25 protein-coding genes, 7 tRNA genes and 2 pseudogenes are annotated in these 23,290 nt (G+C 37.0%); 18 read left to right on the top strand and 16 right to left on the bottom strand.

Annotated features, from left to right (window positions below; translation table 11 throughout):
• Positions 1 to 68 precede the first annotated feature (68 nt).
• The 8 genes from KI350_RS18290 (at position 69) to KI350_RS18255 (ending at position 1,284) form a co-directional block, all read left to right on the top strand.
• Positions 69 to 530: a SprT family protein gene (locus KI350_RS18290; RefSeq protein WP_023857851.1), complete on the top strand. Its 462-nt coding sequence runs from the start codon at positions 69 to 71 to the stop codon at positions 528 to 530.
• 116 nt (positions 531 to 646) lie between these two features.
• Positions 647 to 721: transfer RNA gene (locus KI350_RS18285), tRNA-Asn, on the top strand.
• Positions 722 to 723: 2 nt separating this feature from the next.
• A tRNA-Ser gene (locus KI350_RS18280) sits at positions 724 to 814 on the top strand.
• A 28-nt stretch (positions 815 to 842) separates the two neighbouring features.
• A tRNA-Glu gene (locus KI350_RS18275) sits at positions 843 to 914 on the top strand.
• Between the two features lie 12 nt (positions 915 to 926).
• Positions 927 to 1,001 (top strand) — tRNA-Gln (locus KI350_RS18270).
• Between the two features lie 8 nt (positions 1,002 to 1,009).
• Positions 1,010 to 1,085: transfer RNA gene (locus KI350_RS18265), tRNA-Lys, on the top strand.
• Positions 1,086 to 1,097: 12 nt separating this feature from the next.
• Positions 1,098 to 1,180: transfer RNA gene (locus tag KI350_RS18260), tRNA-Leu, on the top strand.
• A gap of 20 nt (positions 1,181 to 1,200) precedes the next feature.
• A tRNA-Leu gene (locus tag KI350_RS18255) sits at positions 1,201 to 1,284 on the top strand.
• 89 nt (positions 1,285 to 1,373) lie between these two features.
• On the opposite strand, the gene KI350_RS18250 is transcribed toward KI350_RS18255, so the two are convergent.
• Both KI350_RS18250 and KI350_RS23110 read right to left on the bottom strand, forming a co-directional pair.
• Entirely contained in the window at positions 1,374 to 1,865 is a 492-nt protein-coding gene (locus tag KI350_RS18250; RefSeq protein ID WP_236808647.1) for a site-specific integrase, read from the bottom strand.
• 39 nt (positions 1,866 to 1,904) lie between these two features.
• A pseudogene (locus tag KI350_RS23110) lies at positions 1,905 to 2,093 on the bottom strand (phage integrase SAM-like domain-containing protein); the annotation flags it as partial.
• A 330-nt stretch (positions 2,094 to 2,423) separates the two neighbouring features.
• Here KI350_RS23110 and KI350_RS18245 point away from each other — a divergent pair.
• Both KI350_RS18245 and KI350_RS18240 read left to right on the top strand, forming a co-directional pair.
• On the top strand, positions 2,424 to 3,044 hold the full coding sequence (locus KI350_RS18245; RefSeq protein ID WP_025810057.1) for a hypothetical protein: 621 nt from the start codon (positions 2,424 to 2,426) through the stop codon (positions 3,042 to 3,044).
• Between the two features lie 15 nt (positions 3,045 to 3,059).
• A complete protein-coding gene (locus KI350_RS18240) occupies positions 3,060 to 3,332 on the top strand; it encodes a DUF3986 family protein (RefSeq protein ID WP_025810055.1) in 273 nt (90 codons plus the stop codon).
• Between the two features lie 102 nt (positions 3,333 to 3,434).
• Here the strand turns inward: KI350_RS18240 and KI350_RS18235 are convergent, their stop codons facing one another.
• Positions 3,435 to 3,590, bottom strand: a complete 156-nt coding sequence (locus tag KI350_RS18235; protein WP_023857847.1) for a hypothetical protein — start codon at positions 3,588 to 3,590, stop codon at positions 3,435 to 3,437.
• A gap of 467 nt (positions 3,591 to 4,057) precedes the next feature.
• Positions 4,058 to 4,573: pseudogene (locus KI350_RS18230) on the bottom strand (ATP-dependent DNA ligase); the annotation flags it as partial.
• A gap of 301 nt (positions 4,574 to 4,874) precedes the next feature.
• Here KI350_RS18230 and KI350_RS18225 point away from each other — a divergent pair.
• On the top strand, positions 4,875 to 5,516 hold the full coding sequence (locus tag KI350_RS18225) for a glycoside hydrolase family 11 protein (protein ID WP_023857845.1): 642 nt from the start codon (positions 4,875 to 4,877) through the stop codon (positions 5,514 to 5,516).
• A 1,019-nt stretch (positions 5,517 to 6,535) separates the two neighbouring features.
• Here the strand turns inward: KI350_RS18225 and desA are convergent.
• Positions 6,536 to 7,564: a Delta(5) desaturase DesA gene (desA, locus tag KI350_RS18220; RefSeq protein WP_025810052.1), complete on the bottom strand. Its 1,029-nt coding sequence runs from the start codon at positions 7,562 to 7,564 to the stop codon at positions 6,536 to 6,538.
• Positions 7,565 to 8,172: 608 nt separating this feature from the next.
• Between desA and cspC the strand changes: the two genes are divergently transcribed.
• Complete coding sequence (cspC, locus tag KI350_RS18215) at positions 8,173 to 8,376, top strand: cold shock protein CspC (protein ID WP_003179166.1); 204 nt, start codon at positions 8,173 to 8,175, stop codon at positions 8,374 to 8,376.
• 253 nt (positions 8,377 to 8,629) lie between these two features.
• On the opposite strand, the gene KI350_RS18210 is transcribed toward cspC, so the two are convergent.
• From KI350_RS18210 to KI350_RS18190, 5 genes are all read right to left on the bottom strand, one after another.
• Positions 8,630 to 9,616 (bottom strand): zinc-dependent alcohol dehydrogenase family protein, encoded by a 987-nt coding sequence (locus KI350_RS18210; protein WP_020450277.1) that lies wholly within the window; start codon positions 9,614 to 9,616, stop codon positions 8,630 to 8,632.
• 803 nt (positions 9,617 to 10,419) lie between these two features.
• Positions 10,420 to 10,758 (bottom strand): hypothetical protein, encoded by a 339-nt coding sequence (locus KI350_RS18205; protein WP_020450280.1) that lies wholly within the window; start codon positions 10,756 to 10,758, stop codon positions 10,420 to 10,422.
• A 13-nt stretch (positions 10,759 to 10,771) separates the two neighbouring features.
• Positions 10,772 to 11,293 (bottom strand): hypothetical protein, encoded by a 522-nt coding sequence (locus KI350_RS18200; RefSeq protein ID WP_020450281.1) that lies wholly within the window; start codon positions 11,291 to 11,293, stop codon positions 10,772 to 10,774.
• 78 nt (positions 11,294 to 11,371) lie between these two features.
• A complete protein-coding gene (locus tag KI350_RS18195; RefSeq protein WP_212930569.1) occupies positions 11,372 to 11,860 on the bottom strand; it encodes a hypothetical protein in 489 nt (162 codons plus the stop codon).
• A gap of 533 nt (positions 11,861 to 12,393) precedes the next feature.
• Positions 12,394 to 13,005, bottom strand: coding sequence for a YczE/YyaS/YitT family protein (locus KI350_RS18190; RefSeq protein ID WP_020450284.1), 612 nt, complete (start codon positions 13,003 to 13,005; stop codon positions 12,394 to 12,396).
• A gap of 109 nt (positions 13,006 to 13,114) precedes the next feature.
• On the opposite strand from KI350_RS18190, the gene KI350_RS18185 reads away from it, so the two are divergent.
• The 3 genes from KI350_RS18185 to KI350_RS18175 are packed head-to-tail and all read left to right on the top strand — an operon-like array spanning position 13,115 to position 14,751.
• Positions 13,115 to 13,567 carry a MarR family winged helix-turn-helix transcriptional regulator gene (locus KI350_RS18185; RefSeq protein WP_020450285.1) on the top strand — a complete coding sequence of 151 codons (453 nt, stop codon included), beginning with the start codon at positions 13,115 to 13,117 and terminating at the stop codon, positions 13,565 to 13,567.
• A gap of 25 nt (positions 13,568 to 13,592) precedes the next feature.
• Positions 13,593 to 14,111 (top strand): spermidine/spermine N(1)-acetyltransferase, encoded by a 519-nt coding sequence (gene paiA, locus KI350_RS18180; RefSeq protein ID WP_020450286.1) that lies wholly within the window; start codon positions 13,593 to 13,595, stop codon positions 14,109 to 14,111.
• 22 nt (positions 14,112 to 14,133) lie between these two features.
• Entirely contained in the window at positions 14,134 to 14,751 is a 618-nt protein-coding gene (locus KI350_RS18175) for an FMN-binding negative transcriptional regulator (protein ID WP_020450287.1), read from the top strand.
• A 268-nt stretch (positions 14,752 to 15,019) separates the two neighbouring features.
• Here KI350_RS18175 and KI350_RS18170 read toward each other — a convergent pair whose 3' ends face one another.
• On the bottom strand, positions 15,020 to 15,934 hold the full coding sequence (locus KI350_RS18170; protein WP_020450288.1) for an arginase family protein: 915 nt from the start codon (positions 15,932 to 15,934) through the stop codon (positions 15,020 to 15,022).
• A 105-nt stretch (positions 15,935 to 16,039) separates the two neighbouring features.
• On the opposite strand from KI350_RS18170, the gene KI350_RS18165 reads away from it, so the two are divergent.
• Both KI350_RS18165 and KI350_RS18160 read left to right on the top strand, forming a co-directional pair.
• Positions 16,040 to 16,375, top strand: a complete 336-nt coding sequence (locus KI350_RS18165) for a winged helix-turn-helix transcriptional regulator (RefSeq protein WP_020450289.1) — start codon at positions 16,040 to 16,042, stop codon at positions 16,373 to 16,375.
• Between the two features lie 314 nt (positions 16,376 to 16,689).
• On the top strand, positions 16,690 to 17,562 hold the full coding sequence (locus tag KI350_RS18160; RefSeq protein WP_025810048.1) for a YitT family protein: 873 nt from the start codon (positions 16,690 to 16,692) through the stop codon (positions 17,560 to 17,562).
• A gap of 591 nt (positions 17,563 to 18,153) precedes the next feature.
• Here KI350_RS18160 and KI350_RS18155 read toward each other — a convergent pair.
• The 3 genes from KI350_RS18155 to KI350_RS18145 all read right to left on the bottom strand — a co-directional run bounded on the left by KI350_RS18155 (position 18,154) and on the right by KI350_RS18145 (position 20,652).
• Positions 18,154 to 18,699: a hypothetical protein gene (locus KI350_RS18155; RefSeq protein WP_020450293.1), complete on the bottom strand. Its 546-nt coding sequence runs from the start codon at positions 18,697 to 18,699 to the stop codon at positions 18,154 to 18,156.
• Between the two features lie 16 nt (positions 18,700 to 18,715).
• Positions 18,716 to 18,979, bottom strand: coding sequence for a colicin E3/pyocin S6 family cytotoxin (locus KI350_RS18150; RefSeq protein ID WP_020450294.1), 264 nt, complete (start codon positions 18,977 to 18,979; stop codon positions 18,716 to 18,718).
• Positions 18,980 to 19,539: 560 nt separating this feature from the next.
• Positions 19,540 to 20,652 carry a Gfo/Idh/MocA family protein gene (locus tag KI350_RS18145; protein ID WP_025810045.1) on the bottom strand — a complete coding sequence of 371 codons (1,113 nt, stop codon included), beginning with the start codon at positions 20,650 to 20,652 and terminating at the stop codon, positions 19,540 to 19,542.
• 110 nt (positions 20,653 to 20,762) lie between these two features.
• On the opposite strand from KI350_RS18145, the gene KI350_RS18140 reads away from it, so the two are divergent.
• Entirely contained in the window at positions 20,763 to 21,629 is an 867-nt protein-coding gene (locus tag KI350_RS18140) for a LysR family transcriptional regulator (protein ID WP_025810043.1), read from the top strand.
• A 364-nt stretch (positions 21,630 to 21,993) separates the two neighbouring features.
• On the opposite strand, the gene KI350_RS18135 is transcribed toward KI350_RS18140, so the two are convergent.
• Both KI350_RS18135 and KI350_RS18130 read right to left on the bottom strand, forming a co-directional pair.
• Positions 21,994 to 22,566, bottom strand: coding sequence for an RBBP9/YdeN family alpha/beta hydrolase (locus KI350_RS18135; protein WP_020450297.1), 573 nt, complete (start codon positions 22,564 to 22,566; stop codon positions 21,994 to 21,996).
• Between the two features lie 83 nt (positions 22,567 to 22,649).
• Positions 22,650 to 22,979: a winged helix-turn-helix transcriptional regulator gene (locus KI350_RS18130; protein WP_023857826.1), complete on the bottom strand. Its 330-nt coding sequence runs from the start codon at positions 22,977 to 22,979 to the stop codon at positions 22,650 to 22,652.
• Positions 22,980 to 23,290 lie beyond the last annotated feature (311 nt).

Genomic DNA, 23,290 nt, shown 5'->3' with positions numbered 1-23,290 from the left:
GTGTATTAGTTTATGCCGCCCGGAATTTGTCCTGTTCAATGTTTTTAAAAATGAGGTGGACCGAAGCAATGGACGAACAACAACTGCAGCAGCTGACAGAACAGCTTTCGCTCACATATTTTAAAAAACCGTTCCGGCACCGCGCTTACTTCAACAGCCGCCTGAAAACGACCGGAGGCAGGTATTTGCTGAATTCCCACAATATTGAACTGAATAAAAAATACCTGACAGAGCACGGGCAAAATGAGCTTGAAGGCATCATCAAGCATGAATTGTGCCATTACCACCTCCATCTTGAAGGAAAAGGCTACAAGCACCGCGACAAAGATTTTAGAACGCTATTAAAGGAAGTCGGTGCGCCGCGATTCTGCACGCCGCTCGCAGGAGAGAAAAAGCCGCAAAGAAAAGTGCGCACATACAAGTGCGAAGCATGCGGACAAACGTTTCTCCGAAAGCGGAAAATGGATACAAGCCGTTACGTTTGCGGCAAGTGCGGAGGGAAAATAAAAGAAATCATAAAAAAGGGTTGACTGATCAGGCTTGTCTATGATAAATTATAAAAGCCGTCGCAAGACGAGCCACAAAGACAAATTGTTCTTCTTGACACATTTTGTCGACATATTTATAATAAAATGAGTCTGATCATTCCACAGTAGCTCAGTGGTAGAGCTATCGGCTGTTAACCGATCGGTCGCAGGTTCGAATCCTGCCTGTGGAGCCAATGGAGAAGTACTCAAGTGGCTGAAGAGGCGCCCCTGCTAAGGGTGTAGGTCGCGTAAGCGGCGCGAGGGTTCAAATCCCTCCTTCTCCGCCATTAGGAAAATATGATGCTGACTTCATATGGCCCGTTGGTCAAGTGGTTAAGACACCGCCCTTTCACGGCGGTAACACGGGTTCGAATCCCGTACGGGTCATTTCTCATATGTTGGGCTATAGCCAAGCGGTAAGGCAACGGACTTTGACTCCGTCATGCGTTGGTTCGAATCCAGCTAGCCCAGCCATTATATTTGAGCCATTAGCTCAGTTGGTAGAGCATCTGACTTTTAATCAGAGGGTCGAAGGTTCGAGTCCTTCATGGCTCACCATTGTTTTTTCACGCGGGTGTGGCGGAATTGGCAGACGCGCTAGACTTAGGATCTAGTGTCTTTACGGCGTGGGGGTTCGAGTCCCTTCACCCGCACTTTAAAAACAACATATCATGCGGTCGTGGCGGAATGGCAGACGCGCTAGGTTGAGGGCCTAGTGGGTGAATAACCCGTGGAGGTTCAAGTCCTCTCGGCCGCATCATAGGAATACCAAGGGTTTAAGCGCCCTTGGTATTTTTTATATTCATCTAGTTTTTTGTCTCCTGTGCCCACACCGTGCCCACTTACTTAAAATAAGTCGTCTAACTTGTCCGTCATTTCTTTCTGTTTATTGGGATATAGGTGTCCGTATACATCTATTGTTGTTTTTACAGAATATTTAATTTTACGACTGAAAATGTCCTTTGATGATGGAGTGTCTTTATATTGAAAAATATAGGACTCATCTGAATGAAGAATATTGAGTTTTTTAAATAAATCCTCTTGTTTCTCTCTCCAATAGTCTAGGAGAGAGAAAAGTTTTCTATTAATTCTTATGCGTCGAATAGAATTTTTTGTTTTGGGTAACGTCACTATAAACTCTTTGTTTAAATATGTTGCAGATTTGCGAACATCTATTTCCATTAATATTCGGTCTATGTCTTTCCATTGGAGGGCTGACATTTCACCGCACCTCATTCCGGTGAAAAAGGCTAGTGCATAAAATGTTTTAAAAATGACTTGATCGTCAGGAATTAAGTTGATGAATTTTTTTAATTCCTCCGGTCTCCAAAATTTCATCTTTTTTCGATCAAGAGGGAGTTTTTTGATTTTGCTGCATGGATTGTTTTGAATAAATTTTTCATTTTGGGCTGTCTCGAATATTTTATTTAAAGTGGATATGATATTATTTACGGATTTATTGCTCAGTTTCTTATCGAGTAAGTGATTTCTAAAATCGATGATATGGGTGTGCGAGATCTTTTGTAGATCAGCATTTTTGAAATATTCTCGAATGTGTTTATTTATTGTGTATTGCTGAATTTAGTAATAATTTGGCTTGCTGTCGACCTTGCAGTTTTTTAAATGCTGATAAAACTCTCTGTTCCTAAAGCTGTAGCATTATAATGAAATTTTGAAAATCCAAAACAAAGATTATGTTGCATTTATTGATGCTGAGGAAGGAACATGTCACTTTAAAGACAGGATTTTTTTTTGATTCAATAAAACCTATTTATCTTGAGCAGAATGGAAACACCATCCACGCAATACTTGATTACTTAAAGTAAAATTAGCTGTTGATTTTCATACCATATATTGATATATTTGGAATGAAAATAATTAACTAGGAGATCAAATATGGCGAAAAAGTTTATTAAAACTATTGTCTCACTTTTGGTCTTTGTGTTGGTTATGGGTGTTCTAAGTCCATTATCTCAAGCAATTGAAGAGGGGAAAGAGGATGAAAGCATTGATTTCAACTCAACTCTCAATACATTGAATGAGATTTTTCCAAAAAACATTGATGGAATATCATCAATTTCAACAATCAATAAAAAGGACATTCAAAGTTTGGATAATGAAGAGTTTGAAAAAGAGTTTGATTTTTTAATAGAAGACCCAGTATTTCAGCAGTTAGAACAGGTGCTTGCCGAACAAGAGGTTAAGGACGCTGAAATAAAGCCGATGTGGGTGCCAATTGTTGCTACAGCTTTAAGGGTCTTAATTAGCAAAGTTGGCAGGTCTGGAATGAAAAAAGGTTGGGCAATCGCGAGACCATATGTTGAAAAAGCTTTAAAGGCGCCGAGTAAATACAAGATTGATGGCCCCGGTGGTGGTGGCAGAATTATTCAAGTTCGTTTAAAATCTACCGGAAAACCAATTTTCAGATTAGATTATTATCCAGTTAAGACGGGAGGCCCCTATAAACTTCATTACCATGTGCCGCCTAACATGAAAAAACATCATATCATTTTCTAAAGGGAGGGTTTCCTAATGAATTATGATGAAACGCAACATCTACATATTAGTTACGATAAAAATGGATTAGATCTTGAAGCAGTAGGATTAAAGAGACTAGATGTTGATGTTTGGGACGTGTATTTTAACTTTCAGGATCATGCAATTGATGAGCCGCCTTTGAAGTTTTCAAAAATCGATCCATTCGGTTGTAAGATATTCTCGATAACAAGTAAAGATTTAAGTGAAGATGAAGCTACTCAATACTTCGAACTTTGGATTAAACATGAGTTAAATAAAGCTCTCTAATTTAAGCTCCCTTGCTACGAGGGAGCTTTATTGTACGCTAAGAAAGAATAAGCACAGCATAGCAATATATATGTATCTTGAGCAGAAGGGAAGAGGTAGCGGTTATTCTTTATTCAATGCCTCAACAAAACGCCACCCGTACAATTCTTTTCTCATTTCAAGGTCATCAGTACCATCACCACCTTGGCTTAAAAGAATCAATTCAGCAGAAAACCACTCTTCAAGAACCTCTTCAAATATTTCACAATAGTTTTTCAAGGGCTTTTCACCTATTCTTTGGTGTATTAATTCTTGTTCATGAAAAAAAAAGGGGGGATTTATTCTATGCAGGATGCGCTCTATTTGCTTGATGAAGCAGAACAGGCCATGATAAAGCTTTAACTTCTGAAGATTTGCAACATACCTTAGCCTTTAAAATTAAAAAATCTTTAGCTGCTTTAAACATGGATAGACCTTGTTAAATAAAGAGGGAATAGAGAACCACTTTGGTAAGTTAGTACTCCATTTTTACTCCATAATTAATAAAAAACAATCAAATTTTGTGTAATCAACGATGTAATGAAAATAAGCCTTCATAAGCAGTGATAAGCTTCCACTTTATTGAGGGCCTAGTGGGTGAATAACCCGTGGAGGTTCAAGTCCTCTCGGCCGCATCATAGGAATACCAAGAGTTTTGACACCCTTGGTATTTTTTGTTTTGTTGTTGTATTTTTACTTTAATGAAAAATAGGCTCAATAAATACATATTCATCAGATTCAGACTTTACTTGTTTCATAGAGTGGAACTTACTTCGTTCTGCATGTGGCATGAATTCCATAAACCCAGCTGCAGTTCTATCGGGATGGGGTAGAAAATTTTATATCCGTTTTGGTGTGCCGGTAATAACGACTTCGGTGTAATGATAATTGATCACTTTCAGCCAATAATGAGAACGTGTATTAATTTCATCAGGCGAGTCAGCTTTCTTGAGCACGATTCCCTCTGAAATTTTTTCTTTGACCACGGCAAAGTAAGCTAGTCCGTTTCCTTGAATTCCTTCGATAGGATGATTCAGTTCAAGTGAATTCAGAACTGTCTTACGCCACAGTGAGCGGCTTGTTGGCGATTGACCGACTGTCTTTGTAGAAACATCGAAAACACAGTAAACAATCTGATGAGCTGACTTTTTGGACATGAAACGTTCCATTACAGCTTCAAAGTCAGGAGCACCACCTGGGGCAGCTACAATGACTTCACAATCTCTCATGTATATCTCCTTTATACGAAATGGTATAAATGGTTATGAATTACAAATATTACACCGTCAGATTTATGATTCTGCGAAAAGAGGATAAGGCTATAGTTTTACAAGAACACTTATAATGTGATTTTTTAGGTCTTTGTAATTAAATTACATTTATTTATGATATTCACTCATGAATTCATGGTATTATATTGAAGGGAACGATCAAAAGCTTTGGCATTAGTAATTATTAATGTTTTTAATCTATACGAGTGCCACCTCATGTCAAAGTCAGAATAATTTTTATAGGAGATAACATATGTTTAAGTTTAAAAAGAATTTTTTAGTTGGATTAACGGCAGCTTTAATGAGTATTAGCTTGTTTTCGGCAACCGCCTCTGCAGCTAGTACAGACTACTGGCAAAATTGGACCGATGGGGGCGGAACAGTAAACGCGGTCAATGGGTCTGGCGGGAATTACAGTGTTAATTGGTCTAATACCGGAAATTTCGTTGTTGGTAAAGGTTGGACTAAAGGTTCGCCATCTAGAACAATAAATTATAATGCCGGAGTTTGGGCGCCGAATGGCAATGGATATTTGGCTTTATATGGTTGGACGAGATCACCGCTCATAGAATATTATGTAGTGGATTCATGGGGTACTTATAGACCTACTGGAACGTATAAGGGTACTGTATACAGTGATGGGGGTACATATGACATATATACAACTAAACGTTATAACGCACCTTCCATTGAGGGCCAACATTCTACTTTTACGCAATATTGGAGTGTTCGCCGGTCTAAGAGACCAACTGGAAACAACGCTAAAATCACTTTCAGCAATCATGTTAAAGCATGGAAGAGTCATGGAATGAATCTGGGGAGTATTTGGTCTTACCAAGTCTTAGCGACAGAGGGATATCAAAGTAGTGGAAGTTCTAACGTAACAGTGTGGTAACAGATCATCTTTAATCAGGGGTAGCGGCTGTTGATCGTTCCTTGAGACATTTTATAATCATTGTTAATGTGAGTGACTAAGAAGCGCCGGTCTTTTAGTTGGGATTCCAATGTATTCCTCGGAGTGGGGAAAACGATTGTTTAGGCCTTGATAGGAAAACACTGGATTAAAGGGAAAGCAAGGTTATAGAATTTGAACCAGTATAAATTTTAAAGCAGGCATATGCCTGCTTTATTTTAATGCGCTATTAATGATTTTTGCATGTATTCTATCTGATTTGTACCCTGCAAGTATTTCCTCAGTTGCTTCATTCGTAAAGTGAGGAATTCCTTTTATTTCGGCTAATTTTTCTCTAAAATTTTCAACCGAAGAGCAAATTGATAAATACAAAGAACGAGCAAGAAGTACAGAATACGATCATTGGAAGGATTGAATTATATTTAGACTTTTCTGTTGTGAAGGCACGAGCTTTTACAACAAATATAAAAGGGTTCAATCGAGGATTCCGTCAAATAAAAATAACTCCAGGATAGCGGTCGAGGGTTCTAATTAACGAAAAAAAAAAGACAATAGTGAAATCTCTTTTTTGTCATCAATCTCATGGATAGACCATGTTAAAAAAGCAAAAAATCTTAATAACCACTTTGGTAAACTTCGGAATTCGTTTGAAAAGCTTACTCCATAATTCTTAAAAAACAATGAAGTTTTATGTAATTGGTGTAAAGAGATACAATGAAAACAAGCTTTCATAAATCGTGATAAGCTTCCACTTTATCGAGGGCATAGTGCAACCCCGTGAGGGTCAAGTCCTCTCGGCCGCATACCAATAATACCGAGGGTTTAATTACCTTTAGTATTATTTTTTTGCAGAAAATACGGCAATAAATGTACCGTGTGGTGAAGTATGCAAGTATATTTGGCACTAAAAAAGTGCTGACCTCTGCACAAAACCGTTGTGCGAGTCTGCACTTTTATTCTGCAAGATACACTGCCGGTTATCATCGATTATGGGGAGTTGTTTAATCCGTTCTTAGGTGTGCTGATATTTGGTTTTTAGAAGCTTTTTTTAAGTGGCTAAAACCAACAAATTTTTTGCTTTCTTCATCCCACAGGCGGAACTTTAATGATTTAAGACTTGTTGCCAGTGTAATGGTCGGAACGTTTTGCAATGGTTTAATGTTGTTATGCACTTCTTCAAGCTTATAATTTGGGACTCTCGGGCTTAAATGATGAACATGATGGAAACCGATATTGCCTGTTAGCCATTGCATCACTTTTGGAAGCTTATAAAAAGAGCTTCCTTCAACTGCTGCTTTTACATATTCCCAATGCTCATCTTCTTCAAAATAAGAATCCTCAAACGTATGTTGAATATAAAACATCCAAATTCCGAGAGATCCCGATATCATAAAAATTGGCGCCTGAACCAGCAGGAAGTTTTGCCAGCCAATAGCCCAGCATAAAAGTGCTGTCAAAGCGACGATTCCCAGGTTCGTTACATACGTATTCATCCGTTCTTTGCGTTTTGCCCCTTTACGATTAAAACGATTGGTAATTCCGAAGACGTAAATCGGCCCAATCATAAACATAACAAACGGATTTCTGTACAAACGGTACATTATTTTTGTCTTAGTTGAGGCTTCCTTATATTCTTCAACGGTCAGTACCCAAATATCGCCTGTACCGCGTTTGTCCAAATTGCTGCTTGTCGCATGGTGGACAGAATGGTCGCGTCCCCAGTGATCAAAAGGATGCAAAGTCAGAATTCCTGTAATTGTTCCAAGGATTCGATTCGCCATTTTGTTTTTAAAAAAGGAGTAGTGGCAGCAATCATGAAAGATGATGAAGGTTCTCACTAAAAAACCTGCCGCAACGATAGAAATCGCTAATGTAAGGAAATAAGAAATCGACAAGCTCTTATATGCCAAACACCATAACAGGAAAAATGGTACCAATGTGTTAATGATTTGAGAAATACTTTTTTGTAAATCGGACTTTTCATAAGGTGTAACCAGTTTTCTCAAAGTCTTTAGGTTTTGGTCATTCATTTTTTTAAGTTTCCCCTTCCCTGATGAGTTTCTAAGTGTACGTTTTATTGCCTTTGAAGTCCCAGTGTCATACATCATCTAAGTATCGTTCTTAGCCCTCTTTATTGGAAACTCGAAACTGATTTGCAGAGTTGGCCGGGATACAAAAGGCGTATGAAAATTATACCCGGCTCTTTATCGGGCAAAACTCTCTCCCTGCTTCCCTATGGAATTGTTCTTTTTAGACCGTGAACATTGATTGTTGAGGAACAGACATCATGAACAAGAAACAGCAGAGCTTTTTAAAGAAAATCAATTCTAGCAAAGAAAAAGGTTTGAAGACACTCGCGATTCATTTTCACGGTGTTTTCAAACCTATTAGACATGTATACATTTGATGCAGAATAATTGACGCCTACCGCTTCCGCACTGCTATCCACACGTTTAAGAAAAAATGCCATGAACAAAACGATAATATGATTTGCAATTATTTCCGTTTCCTGTTATGATAAAGGAGAATTATTTTTGTTCGGTGTAAAGGATAGTATGAATATTGACTTTTCGTCTTGATGATACTTTGGGCAAGGATAGTAATACAATGTGCGGTAACGCACTAGGAGGCAACAAAAATGGAACAAGGTACAGTTAAATGGTTTAATGCAGAAAAAGGTTTTGGATTTATCGAACGTGAAAATGGAGACGATGTATTCGTACACTTTTCTGCAATCCAAAGTGACGGATTCAAATCATTAGACGAAGGTCAAAAAGTAACATTTGACGTTGAGCAAGGTCCTCGCGGAGCTCAAGCTGCTAACGTTCAAAAAACTGCTTAATCTTCAATCGTTTATACAAACAGGCTCTTTATATAGGGCCTGTTTTTTTATGTTCTCTGTATAATGCTTAATAAAAAACCCTACTCAACGTTCGAGTAGGGAGGTGGTAAAAGGTAATAGAAAAAGATTTAACGCTTCAAAGGTTGTTTACAGTATAACATAATCGATTGACAAAATGCGGAATTTATATAAATTTTTTATTTTTCTTTTCAATTACAACTACTACTTTTTCTTTCTTTTGGTTACATCTCCTTCATGCAAAGTTCAACAGTATTTTTCCATTCAAACCCGGCTGTTCATAATGCTTCAACGCATCATAGAAATCTTCAAAATCATATACTTTTTCTGGAGCATTGATGACCATTCTTCCGCTCTCAACGAGCTTAATCACCTGCGAGAAGCGATTGCGGTATTCAGAAACGGAATGTCTCTCGTTCCAGAGTCTTAAGGCGAATAATTGTGGTGACACATGGTATACATTGTGTAACTTTCGCCAATCGTTTGGTATACCTGACAACAGACCATAACTGACAAACGTTCCTTCAGGTTTTAACATCCTCGCCAGCAGTTCGCCGCTTTCTCCTCCAACAGAGTCAATTGCATGGTCAACACCGATGTCGCAAGCATCAGAAATCTGTTCATATATAGAACCGTTGGAAGCGTCGATGACTCGCCATGCCCCAAGTTTTTGAAGTTTTTCTATCTTGCGGCTGTTTCTTGTAATGACAATTAAACGGAATCCCAGTATAGTAGAAATTTGCGCAAACAAACCTGCAATAGATGTACCTCCGCCATTCATTAACACAATTTCATTCGGCTGAACACGCAATGATTCCGTACAAATTAGCCAGGCTGTTAATGGATTAATATACAGTTGACTGGCGTCGTTATCACTTATTGATGGAGGCAGCTCTATTGCATAATCAGCTTTGGTGGTTACATATTGTTGCCAAGTTCCCTCTCCTCTTACAGGGAGGACCCTTTTTCCAATCAATGATGGTGATACATCTTTACCCTGATCTATGACAATTCCCACACCATCATATCCTGCAACAGCCGGCAGCTTAATTCTATGAGAATAGGCCCCTCTAATTGGAAGCAAATCTGATGGATTAATTGGACTGGCAATCATTTTGACAAGAATTTCATTTGGCTGAAGAGGAAGCTTTTCTCCGGTATATAGCTGTAATTTTTGAAGCGGATCACCAAATTCCTTATATATTAATGAAACATTATTCATGATTTGTTATTGGCTCCTTAGTTTAATACTTCTATAAATAAACTTGCACTCTTTTGAGATTATGTCAATATTGTCTTTGTTTTAACATATTGATGGGGGTTATAAATTGAGGTTTAAATTCATGAAATAAATTTGAATGGATATCAGAATGCTTTACTATTAAAAAATCTAATAAAAGTCCAAAAGGCTGAAAAAGAGATGAAAAACGCAGACCAAATGGTTTGCGCTTTTCGTGTTTTATGGTGTGTAGCATTGATATTTTAACTGCAATAATTTGATAAAAGGCTGGATCTGAGGACACATCTGAAGATAATTCTAATGATGTGCATAGTATTTGTTCAAGTGAATTAGATGAAAGTGGGATGACGCCTGATGAATTTGAACAGCGATTTAACAAAGAGGCAAAGAATTAGGCGAAAACACTAAATCAATAAACCTTGAATATAGTGATGGAGAAAATTTAAATAATTTATCTTAATAATAAATTGATTTTGGTAGATGGATTTAATAAGGACACAGGCGATAGCCTTAAAAGTTATCTTCAGGTTGTTGGGATTATAATGAAAGTATTTAATCCCTATATGACAACCAACGAAATAATAAGTATGATATACAATAAATTGGATTTGAGTAATGTAATAAACAACCATGAAGTTAAATCATATAAAGTTGAATCAGAAGTTTATAATAGTTTAAGATATTCTTTTAATTATTCTAGTGGGAAACTAGGATTATTGTTTACGAGGTTAATTTCAGAAGATTGAATGTACAGAAAATAGCAGGCGTTCAGCCTGCTATATTAGTTACTTTAATACCTTTTTAATCATCTTATCCATTATGCCATCGGCTTGATAACCTTTTAGGATATCTTCAACTTTGTCCATCGGAACGCTGTCTGTTGGGAGATCTTGAATCTCTGCTAATTTTGATCTTACTTCCTCTTTTGTTGGAGCTTTGTTTTGAATATGATGATCAATTAAGTATTTTTCAAGTTTATTGGACTCTTCCGCAGATAGTCCGTACTTCAAGATGACAAAGTCTTTTGTAGTAAAATCTGGGGCAAGATGTTCGTAAAGAGACACTATCGCATTTTTCATGTGCATTAAATTCGCAGTAAATTCTTCTTTTTCTTTATCGGTCATGCTATGTCCGCCCTTAAGATTTTAAATTATTGTCACGATCAGATTTTTTAAGGGAAATGCATTCTAACAAAAGAAAAAATAAAGTTAATCCTAAAGATAATTTAAAGTTGTTGCTACTCCCAATAGAACACAAGATACCCACTATATAAATAAATAAAAATCTAAATATAGCAGCAAATATAAACTTGAAAAAGTTATCTCCTAAAAGGTGCCTTCCAACAGCCACAAATATATTATCAAAAGTAAAAGAATAAACAACCATACACACACTCATAATAACAATCTGTTTAAATCCTATTTCTAAATTAAAAAAGCTTACAAGCACATTTGCCGATCCTGTTGCAAATAAGATTATCCCCATTATAACTGCAGTAGGGATTAGTGATAAAACCAAAGCCCCTATTGCTGTAGATAATAAAAATTTTTCATCTGTGTTTTTTTCTTCAGCTTCTTTCTTTTCTCCTCTGTACATAAAAATAAAAAAGACGATAAGAAAGAAAAGATAAATTGATAACGTCATAATAAGTAGATTCATGGTGCATCTCCCCTTACAATAATTAAAACAAAAGAGTGAGGCTTATGACCTTCACTCTTTTGTTTTAATGTATAGTTGTTATAGCAAAAAGAATACAACAACCTTCGCAATTAGCTGTGCATCAGCTAATGGAATTCCAGCTTTCACTAATGCCACAGTAACGGCTGTTTCTCCGAAATTTGTAAGTTCATCTATAACGTCAGCCGCTTTATGTCCCCACTTAGAACAAGCATCACCAGCTTTTTGAGCCCATTTATATGGAATTTTTTTAATAAGGGTTCCTAAAGCAGGACCACCAACCCTAAGTGCTTTTACTATTATTTGTTTAGCAAAAGGAATACCTTGCGTATGTACTTTAGAATTTGCAGTTACAGGAGTATCAAACTTAGATTGGATTTTAGTAACACCGCTATTCATATTTGAAGCTAAAGGAGCCTGTATGTTATTCTGCTGAACTACAGGAACTTTCTTACTTTCTGCTGCACTTGCATAACCGGGAGAAACAACAGATACAACCAGCACAGCTAATGAAAACACCATGATAAATGAAATAAATTTTCTCATCATTTCCTTCCTCCTCCTTTTATAACCATTTATTTAATATATTTTAAACTATACTAAATATTTATAAAATAATCAATATATTTCCTAAGAAAATTTTGGTTATAAAAGAGGGGGGAATTTGACTATGGGCTACCAAAACATATCGTCCAACTGTCTTGTGATTATTTTACGAGATATAGCATTTTTCAAAAAGAACCTAAAGTCTCATTAGGGATAATCAATTCATCCCGTGGAAAGATTCAATAAAATTGTCATTTTATACGAAAATATTTATTTATGAAAAAGGAGGAACAAAATGGGGAATTTCTCAACTAAACTTTTAAAGGCTTGGCTCGCAATCCCCAGATGGTTCAGAGTGTTTACGCTAAGTGCTATCACGATATATATTTTATGGTCATTTTTCATTAATGGAATAAAAAAAATATTTAAATTAGATACCTCTACCTTAGTTATAAGCTTAATAGCATCCGGAATCATATTGATAATTTTCAATAAAAGTTCTGTGAAAAAGTAGGGAGTGGCATTAAAAACATTTCTTATCGTAATATACGAGCGTCTGTAAAGCGGCCTAATACTTTTCCAGCAAACGGCATAAAAAAATGAAGAACAAGCCCTCCTAAACAAACGGTTAAAAAAGTTCCGATGCCAATCGGTCCTTTGAAGATGACGGCCGCTGTCAAGAAGACGAGGTAAATGATGGTTCTCGAAACAAATATGTTGGTTCTCGTTAATTCTTTTATGATGAATGTGAATCGGTCAATTGGCATCGGAGCAAAATTTGTGTATAAGTATGTCGCGGTTCCTAAACCTGTAACAACCAAGCCGATTCCAAAACAAATCACTTTGCTCCACCATTGTTCTGGTGTGATAAAAAAGTGCAGGAAAAAAAGCCACATATCAATGCCGATCCCCGTTATAAACGCCGTTAGCATCCCTGAAACTTCCGGTCTTTGGCTTTTTAAAAAAGAATTGCAGCCTATGAATAGCAAAGCAATGATGACTTCCCAACTTCCCACAGTAAGCCCCACATGTATGGACAGTCCCACCAAAAGTGCGTCAAAAGGCGAAGCGCCAAGATCTGATTGAATCGTAAAAGCAATCCCAAGGGTTAAGATTAAAATTCCTAATACATAAAAAACATATTTCACTTAACTCGCCCTCTTTATTTTTATTGCAAATACAACAAAATTTCGGTATATTTAATGTACGCCATTTATGTTGTATTTGCAACAAAAACATGTTCGAAAGGAGTTTATGATGAAGGATATTCTTCGTGAAATTGGGATGATTGCCCGGGCTTTGGATTCTATAAGCAATATCGAATTTAAAGAACATGACATGACAAAAGGGCAATATTTGTACCTTGTCCGAATATGCGAAAACCCGGGAATCATTCAGGAGAAGTTAGCTGAAATGATTAAAGTGGACCGGACCACCGCAGCCCGCGCTATAAAAAAACTTGAAATGAAAGGCTTTATTGAAAGGAGAGATGATGAATATAACAAAAAAATAAAAAAACTCTTTCCGACGGAAAAGGGGAATGAGGTATTTCCTTTTATAAAAAGAGAAAATGATCATTCGAATCGTGTGGCATTAGAGGGGTTTTCCGAGGGGGAAGCGGAGACCATCTTCAATCTTCTTCAAAGAGTAAGAAAAAATGTAGAAAAAGACTGGGAGTTCGTGAAAAAGGGGAACAAGAGAAATTATTGACGGCATAAAGGAGCGGCAGATTGAAATGACAGTAAATATAAAAAGATGCACCCTTGAAGACTTACAAAAGCTTCAAGAAATTGGTTGTGAAACTTTTAATGAGACATTTAAGCATCAGAACTCGCCGGAAAATATGAAGGCCTATTTGGAAAAGGCGTTTCACTTAACACAATTAGAAAAAGAACTATCCAACAAAGCTTCGCAATTCTTTTTTGTCTATTGTAACAATGAAATTGCTGGATATTTAAAGGTCAATACTGATGAGGCCCAAACTGAAAAAATGGGTGATGAATCACTTGAAATTGAGAGAATTTATATCAAGAACGAGTTTCAAAAACATGGGCTTGGCAAATATCTGTTCAATAAAGCTATGGAAATTGCGAAGGAACTGAATAAAAAGAAAATCTGGCTGGGCGTATGGGAAAAAAACGAAAACGCAATTGTTTTTTATAAGAAAATGGGGTTTGTTCAAACCGGTGCTCACTCTTTTTATATGGGATATGAAGAACAAACGGACTTGATCATGACCAAAACACTCCTATAACTTTTTTGAAAGGAGGATGACGATGTATATTCCAAAATATTTTAAAGTCGAAAATGTTGATGAAATTTTGGATTTTGTCCAAAAAAACTCTTTTGGCACGATTGTTACGACAGAACAAGAGAAGCCAATCGCTACGCATTTGCCTTTGGGATTCAATAAAAAAGGTGATGATTACTATATCACCGGCCATGTCTCTTTTGGAAATCCGCAGTGGAGAACTTTTGAAACCTGTCAAGATGTGCTTGTTATGTTTCAGGGGCCGCACGCATACATTTCTTCTTCCTGGTATGGGCATGAGGATGTTCCAACATGGAATTATCAAGCCGTCCATATATACGGTCAAGCAAGCATTCTAGAGAGAGATGAATTAATAGAAGAATTAACAATTATGATGGGAAAATACGAAAAACACCGAGAAAATCCAATTTTATGGGATAACCTTTCTCCTCAACTTTTAAAAAGACAACTGAAAGCGATTGTCGGGTTTAAGATTAAGGTGGAAGACATTCAGGCTGCATATAAATTAAGTCAAAACCGAAATGATACAGACTACATGAACATCATTGATCAATTGCAAAATGAAGGAGATCCCCATGCGGAGCAATTGGCGGCAGTGATGAAAATGAGGCTGGAAAATTAAATATAAATCCACCTTCAACCCCATGCAGGAGTTAAAGGTCGGAATCAGAGCCGTCATTTATGCAGCATCTTAAAGATCGAGCGGGAAATGAAAAGGCAGGCCGAATGGTTAGGCCGAATCATCTTTGTCGAAGACTTAATGGGGTCGTAGCCCGCGAAAGTTCAAGTCTCTCGGCCGCATCATAGGAATACCAAGGGTTATGACCCCTTGGTATTTATTTATGGAGGGTTTCGACTCCATTATTTTGTTGTTGTCCCGTTTTATGAAATTATTGATTTAAAATAGGGATTTCACTAAGCAACTTCTTCAAATGAATAGAGTCCCACGGCAAATGTTCGGTTATACCTAATCCAACTACATCCGTTTCGGAAGAGAGTTCTTTCAGAAGATGAAGCAGGTGCGGCATTTGCATTGTTCCCTCAGGAGAAAAAGTTACAGGTGCTTCAGGATTGGCGAATAATAAAGAACGAAATGCCTTCGGATCAAGCACGTCTAAATCAAGGTGTATGGCCAGATACTTGATGTTGCTTTCTTTTATCCATTCTTTTATAGATTCGGTACTGGTCATTAACTTTTTAGTTCCGGCTGTTCTAATCCCAAGTCTTTTAATCACATCAGTGTCTGGTTCTGTGAAAGCTATACCTTGTCTTTGAAGTTCTTTTGATATCACTTTTGTTTCTTCTTCTGTGGGAGCTGCTAATCCCGCGATAAAGACATTTTCAGGTTTAAGGGGAATGTTCACATGTTTTGCGAACTCTTCATCTCCTTCTCCCAAAAGATTTCCGAGCGGTAATGTATGACCGTTATCATATCCGGCATATCTAACTAAATCGCTGTGAGCATCAATCCAAATTAAACCTAAGTCCCCGCCGTATCGTTCGTTTAAATAAGCAAATGGTGCTTGTTCGACTAAGCAGTCACCGCCAAACATGACAATGCGATCCGGCTTATGGGCATGAATGATATGCTGAGCAGCCTCCAATTGTTCCAGCAGTTGTTTTCTCCCGTTTATTCCGTTTTCGTTTTCAAGCGGAGTTCCATCATAAGTTTGAACCGGAACATGAATAATGGGCTGATCATTTTCAGGAGCCAGCCAAGCAAGCAGTTCCGCTCCAAAAGAGTAGTTGGGATTGTTTCCCCCTTGCCATTGCGGCATCAACAGACGTATCGTTTTTTTAGCCATGTTATCGTCTCCTTTACTTCAAATTACGGTTAGTATAAAATGAACGCAAACAAAAAAACAGTACGCACTTTATTGATAGGTACTATCCGAAAGGGAAGTGTTAATATGAGTATGGCTGAATATAAAGGCAAAGTTAAAAATATTCAAGATACACCTTTTGGCTACACATTGTCCGTGATCGGCGGCAAATGGAAAATGGTTATTATTTATCTCCTCGCGGAAAATCAACCGGTTCGCTTTAATGAGCTGAAAAGACAAATAGGGGCTATTACTTATAAAACATTGAGTTCACAACTTAAAGAATTGGAAGCGGATGGTCTGGTGAAGCGGAAAGAATACCCTCAAGTTCCCCCAAAGGTCGAGTACAGTCTCACTGGTAAAGCGGAATCACTATTGCCGGTTTTAGAGGGGTTATGTGAATGGGGGGTGAAAAACCAATAAAGTTAAGGATTCATTCATCTTGGAGAGAGAAGAATCAAATGCTTCGTTCTATTGCCGACAATCCTTTTGCCTGGCCGGGAATGTCCATAAACATTAGGGCCTTTATTTGTTATTCACCAGTTGCGAAACGGGGTGCTTGCAAAATAGCTCCAACCACTGGCACATGAATGTTCCAAGTCTAAAAGGGTTACCTTAATCCAATGTAATGATCGGTATTTGCAGCAGCCGCTTAAAAAACGTGATTGAACTTTTGAACCTAGAAAAACTGTTATGGTATATTTAAATATAACGTAAAATTTGAAATGAGGAATGGCATGAATAAAATCGAAAAACATAAGAAATTTAAAGCGAAAATGATTTTCAAAGTTATAATGGTCATGATCGGAGGAATCATAGCGGCCTATGGATTGGAAACAGTGCTGATTCCTAACAATGTATCTGATGGCGGAGTGACAGGACTCAGCATTGTTGGTTCACAACTATTTGACTTGCCGCTTGGTATACTTATCGCAGCTTTAAACATCCCGTTTGTCTGGCTGGGATATAAGCAAATCGGGAAAAGCTTTGCGTTATTATCGATTATCGGAATCGCATCACTTGCAGCAGGTACAAGTTTTATGCACCACACTCCGGCTATAATCGAAGGGGACACTTTGTTAGTCACTGTTGTCGGAGGGATCATCCTTGGTTTTGGAATGGGGCTGGCGCTGCGTAATGGCGGAGCATTGGACGGAATTGATATGCTTGCTGTGCTGTTATCGCGCAAATTGCCATTTGGAACGAGCGATCTCATTCTATTCTTTAACCTTTTTGTGTTTATTTTTGTTTCCGCTGTATTTGGCTTGCAAGGGGCATTGCTATCAGTCATCGCCTACTATATTGCGTCCAAAGTCATTCATGTTGTCGAGGAAGGATTAAGCGGTTCTAAAACCTTTCAAATTATTACAACAGAACCTGAGTTGATGGTGGAGACAATTCGCGATCAATTGGGCCGAAGTGCTACATATAAAGAAGCTTACGGTGGTTTTTCCCACGAAAAGTTTAAAGAAATTACATGTGTCATCAATCGCTTAGAAGACACCAAATTAAAGGAAATCATTAATGAAGTTGATAAAAATGCTTTTGTCACTGTATATGACGTAGCTGAAGTCAAAGGCAGTAATTTTAGAAAACCTAATATTCATTAATTAGGGATTTCCTAAGAAAAAACATACCAAAGCTTGTTGGTATGTTTTTTTATATCATGTCGGTTTCCGAACATGACCATCAAGCTAACATCCACAACATTTGGAGTTTAACCTTTTTTACAAGAAAACGGTTTATATGTTCGTTTAAAACCTCGCTACATTTAAAAAACACCACTATCGCCGAAATAAAAGAGCGGTTTTTTCGAAGCTCTAAAAATGCAGATGATGTACAGATGAATCGACCACAAATTGGACAAAACGTGTTAGTTGAAGGAAATGACTTCTGCGGTTATACATCCAGTAAAGTCGTTGCGTTGGGTCAAATTTATAATAACTAGAATCAACTGGTAAGTAAGACTTAAAATGTGCTAACACTTTTGGTTACTGTAGGAGTTGTTGTCGATCCAACAACTAAGGCATCTCTGGCAGCGATCATGCAATGGAATATGAGAAACCGCAAAAATAATCCTCACTTTGATGGAACCAATCTATATGAAAGAGGAGGATACTGGATACCTCCTCTTTCATTACTTTATTTTATTCACCTTTAACTTTTTCTTTTTTATTTGAATAACACAAGATTGCTGTATTTTAGTCTGGACAAATTTCTAGTAGATCAAAAAACAATGCATTCTCTACTGTTACTTGTGATCCAAAAAACGTGACATCTTTTTTAAAATCCAGCCCGCATACAACCTCGTTCATCTCCGAATAGGATAATTCAATGAACTCTTTCTTTGAAAAATATTCTTTTACACAATCTTCAAATTCTTGTTGTTTAGTGTTATAAGGTTGAGTATCAAAACCCTCAAGAGTTGGGACAGTTCTATTCACATCTCTGTTTTCAACTTGAAATTCGTGCTGAAGATAAAATAAAGGTGCAAGCTTAGATAGCATTAAAATGGTACTATAAGTAACTTCAAATTCCCCTTTTGTGTAGTCTTCATACTCAAATATTAATTTTGACGACGGCCATATTTCACCAAAATTTACGTCTGTGATTATCATATTATTATTCTCGGAAAATTTTTTTATTGCTTCTGGTATTACAAACTGCTCGCGGCATTTAGTAAGATAATCTGATTCGTTATTGTTTCTGTAGTATTTATCTATAGTTTCGTTAACTAGATCGTTCATTTTAATTTTCACTTCCTTAGTTCATTTTTAAATCATGACGTCCCGATTTGTCAGCTGGTTTAGTTTCGTTTAAGTTAAAGTCCACTTCTCCTTGATGTTTCCCTCTTTTATTAACAACTTCAAATCTACCATGTTGGGTGTCCACTGCATAGTATTTGCCTGTTTTCGAATCCAAATACACATCTCTTTGATTAATTTTAGTTAATTTTGAATTCTTTTTCCAATTTCTTTGCATAGCAAAATCAGCAGCAATCGCTCTAACCAATGGATTTTTTTTCATTCAAATTCATTTTAGCTATCTTTTTTTCAAATAATCCAATACTATCCTAATTTATATAAAATCACCAAGAAATTATACAGGTATATAAACTGATATTCAAGAAAAATAAACCATTTAAACTTTAAATGTATAATAAAGTTCTTTTTCTCTCCTTTATTTCTACATAAAAAACCCATCTCACAAAGAAATTAATTGATCTAAATTTCATATTTAATTCTTTTTTCAAATAGACTAATCAGCAAGGACTTTTTTAGAGAAATCTAGGATTACTGTGTCTTATTCCAAGGAATCCCCCTACTCATCCTCATTTGACTGATAGCTTTCTCTACCTAAGACTAATGATAAAAAAGATCAATTAAGAATACTGTTTAAGTAAACTTAATTGATCTTATAATACGATGTAACCTCCCTGGGCCGCTAAACTTTTAAGGAGGTCTATGTATATAAACCTTTGGGGCTAACTTTTGTCGAGCTCGCTTTTGTACATGTTTTTAGGATAACAATTTGCTCAAGCTTGATCAGCATGTGCAAGGACCATGTAAATAAAAGATATACGGTTCCTACTCATTTTTTAAGAGTACTTTTTTACCGGTCTTTGCCGACTTCCGAATGGCGTCTAACAACCGGTGCAGTTTGACAGCGTCATGAAAGTTTGGGATTTGATTTTTATGTTCAAATATATCTTCCGCTAAAATAGTATAAGCAGTTTCAACATAGCCTCTTGCACCATGATCCTTTACTGGGGAAATTTTTACTTCTTCAGAATAAACATCTTCAGCATTTAATAAATTATGAGGATGTGTAATCTTTTTGACTTTGAGATTGCCAAATTGTACGTGTCCTGAGGAATGATGCTGTGTTAAACGCAAAACACCTTTTTCCCCTCTAATCTCTAATTGAAAAGCTGGATAAACTCCGCCCTGAATATGGACAGAGGCTGAAGCGCCATTAACGAGCGTCCCCTGGATTAAAATTTGGTCAGCTGTGTTTTTTGGTATTTTCATCCCTGTTTCTTGTATAACGGCTTCTGTATAATGACTGTTCATTGCAGCTGATAATTCTTTAAAATCACCCAGGATATAACAAAGAACATCAAGCGAGTGACCACCGTTGATTGTAAGAAGGTTCGCCCCATTTTCTCTTTTTAAAAGGTAACTGCTTTTTTCATCTGTTATTCCTCCCTTTCCTTGTGTTGCTACCTGCATCGTGCAGGAGATGACCTTGCCGATCTCCCCCTGTTTGATTACCCGCTTTAAATAATTGACTTCTGGAGATTGCCTTCCTTGTAACCCAATCGCATGATGAATGTTCGCGTCATCTGCCAATTTTGCCAGTTTTTCAGCCTGCACAGTATCTATGCCTAAAGGCCATTCACAATATATATGTTTATTTTCTTCTATGGCTGCAAGCGAAGCTTCATAATGGAAAGGAACCTTTATACTGACGACTACCAAATCAACATCTTTTGATTGTGCTAATTCCTTATAATCTGTAAAAGCAGAGGCAGCCTTAAGCATCATAGCGCTTTTTTTTGCGGTTTCCATTTTTGATGTTCCAATCGCCGTTATTTCATAAAAAGGATTTTCCTTCAATACCGGAATATGTGTTTGACTAGCCCATTGATTATTCAAAGATCCGCCTATAATCCCTGCTTTTATCACGTTGTTCTTCATTAGCTATCCCTCCAAAACTCTTTAAACCGAGTATAATTAAAATTAGAGATCATTTTAAATGTTAAGTAATGATGGTTATATCACTTTTTTTGATGGGGGTTGAAATATGAATGGATATTGAAAACATGAAAGCTTTTGTTTCAGTGGCGGAATTAAAAAGCATATCTGCTGCTGCAATTAAATTGAATCACCTTCAATCCAATATGACTGCGAAAATAAAAAAAATCGAAACTCATTATCATCAACAACTGTTTATCAGAAATTCAAAAGGAGTCAAACTAACGAAAGAGGGAGAAAAATTATATCATCAATACAAGAAAATCTTGTTCGTTTGGGAAGAAACCGAAAACATCATGAAAAAACACGATGAAAAACTCCGTATTGGCACGATGATATCTGTTGGTGGAACTCAATTCTCAAGTGCTTTAAATAAGCTTTATCATACATATCCTGATTTATCGGTAACATTAAAAACAGGTTCAACAGAATATATTGAAAATCAAGTTCTCCTTGGAAAAATCGATGTTGCTTATACGATTGGATCGCTAAACAATAAAAAGATAAGTTATCAAAAAGTGGGATATGAAGAATTGGTGATCATAGGCCAAGGTATAGATCAATATACGAGATTTGATGATTATATAAACGGAAAAAACGTACTTGTATTATCAGATAAGTGCTTGTATCTAACATTATTATGTCATATTTTTGAAGATTCGAACATCCAACAGGGGGAAATCATTGAAGTGGGCGATCCAGAATCCTTAGTGCAATTTGCATTGATGGGTATGGGAATTTCCTTAGTATCAAAGCGCATAGCAGATCGCTACAATATCCATCATTATTTAGAAGTTCCATCACCTTATAGATACGTCGATTTATATTTCATTACAAGACTAAATCATAAATTTACACCTATAGAGAAACAGTTTATTGAATTAAATAACTCCCTGAGCGACATCATTGAAGGAATGTAAGGTTGATAAAAAAGTTATGCTCTCTTAAAACCAATACAAAAAGGTGTACCCTTGTGCGTGAAAGATATATCAATGAACGGGATTCATTTCTTTTGGGAACTTGGTTAGGTAATATCCCTGATCTAAATTAGAGATGACTCATTTTGAAGCTTTAAGTGCTAAGCCTTTACAAGAAACATAACGCGCTTTCATTCAAGTGCCTTCAACAAAGCTATATTATACACATTTTCAATTGGCATGACGTAACAGACCACTTCAGAACAGGGAACTTTGGCATCGATTTTTTCCACACTTATTAAGAAATTGGAGAAGGGCGGCTTCTAAGCCCTTTGCCGCCCTAAAATCCGAATATCCTTTATTGTTTTTAGCAAGTTTCTTTTGAGAAATAGGAGTTTAAAACATCATAAACAATCGGCAAAGAAGTAAATCCGTCAGTTTCTAAAAAGTGCCCCCCGTGTTGAACTTCGTAAAGCTTAGCGTCAATTTGTTGCGCCAGATCTTTGCTCCATGCAAATGGCACAATTTGATCGTCTCTAGAGGCAATGACAGCACGATGCTTAGCTGACTCAATGATGTTTTGAAAATCAAACGATTCCTCGGTAAATTCATCTAACATCTTTAAATCGGGCAGTGACTTGGCAAAGCCGGAAACGAGCAAGATTCCGCCAAGTGGTTGACGCAATTGCGTTTGTTCCAAAAACCTCAAAACGGCGGCGCACCCCAGGCTGTGTGCAACCAGATAAGTATGTTTATTTAATGTGTGCTTATTTAAAGAGAGCGTATCAAGCCAATCTTTAAGCCTTGGCTGGTGAGGATTAGGCATGTCTAAAATTTCTGCGTGTATTCCGTCTGCAAGCAGACGTTTTTTCAGCCAAGGAAACCAGTGGTTGGTTGAGGAGGCTCTGTAGCCATGAATGATATAAATTTGTTTTGTCATCCTGTTCTCCTTACAAATAATTTTTATTCAGTATAAAATCCCTCCCGTTGGGAAACAAGTACGCACTTTTTAGTAAGTATTTTTTACTCATAAGGCAAACCTTCTCTTTGTCCCCATCTGCACATTTCATCTATGAGAGGGTATAAAGACAGTCCTCTGTCTGATAACGAATACTCCACTCTGAGGGGATTTTGAGAAATCTCCACCCGGTGAATCAGACCGTCAGTTTGCAACTCCTTCAGCTGGGAACTTAACATTTTATGGGTGATTAACGGCATAGCCCGTTTGAGCTCCCCGTATCTCATCGTTTTTTCACACGCCAGCTCATAGAGGATTCTCATTTTCCATTTACCACCTATAAGAGATAAGGTGTATTCAAATGGAGCTTGTTTGCTGCGGCATAAGGTATTCATGGTAATCAAACCTCCTTTTTTAAGATCATAACAAAAATCAATATTGAGCCTGGCTTCAACATGAATAGCAAAAGATTCACTTGTTTTCCTTATTTTGTTGAGGAGATGTGATATGATACAAAAAAAGGGAGCGGATTTCTTCTGAAAAAGGGCGGGAATACTTTTGCGCGAATTTGCACCTCAAGTTTTTCAAACGATAGGGATTATTGGTTTTATTTTAGCTTTTGTCCAGATTCCAATCGGCTGGTTTATCGGATTTTTCTTTTCCGGTTTGTTCTTCATGATGTTGAAATCAAACAATGAAAAATCGG

Source organism: Bacillus sp. J41TS8 (assembly GCF_018333035.1).
GTDB lineage: Bacteria > Bacillota > Bacilli > Bacillales > Bacillaceae > Bacillus > Bacillus paralicheniformis.
This window is presented reverse-complemented; position numbering and strand designations above follow the sequence as displayed.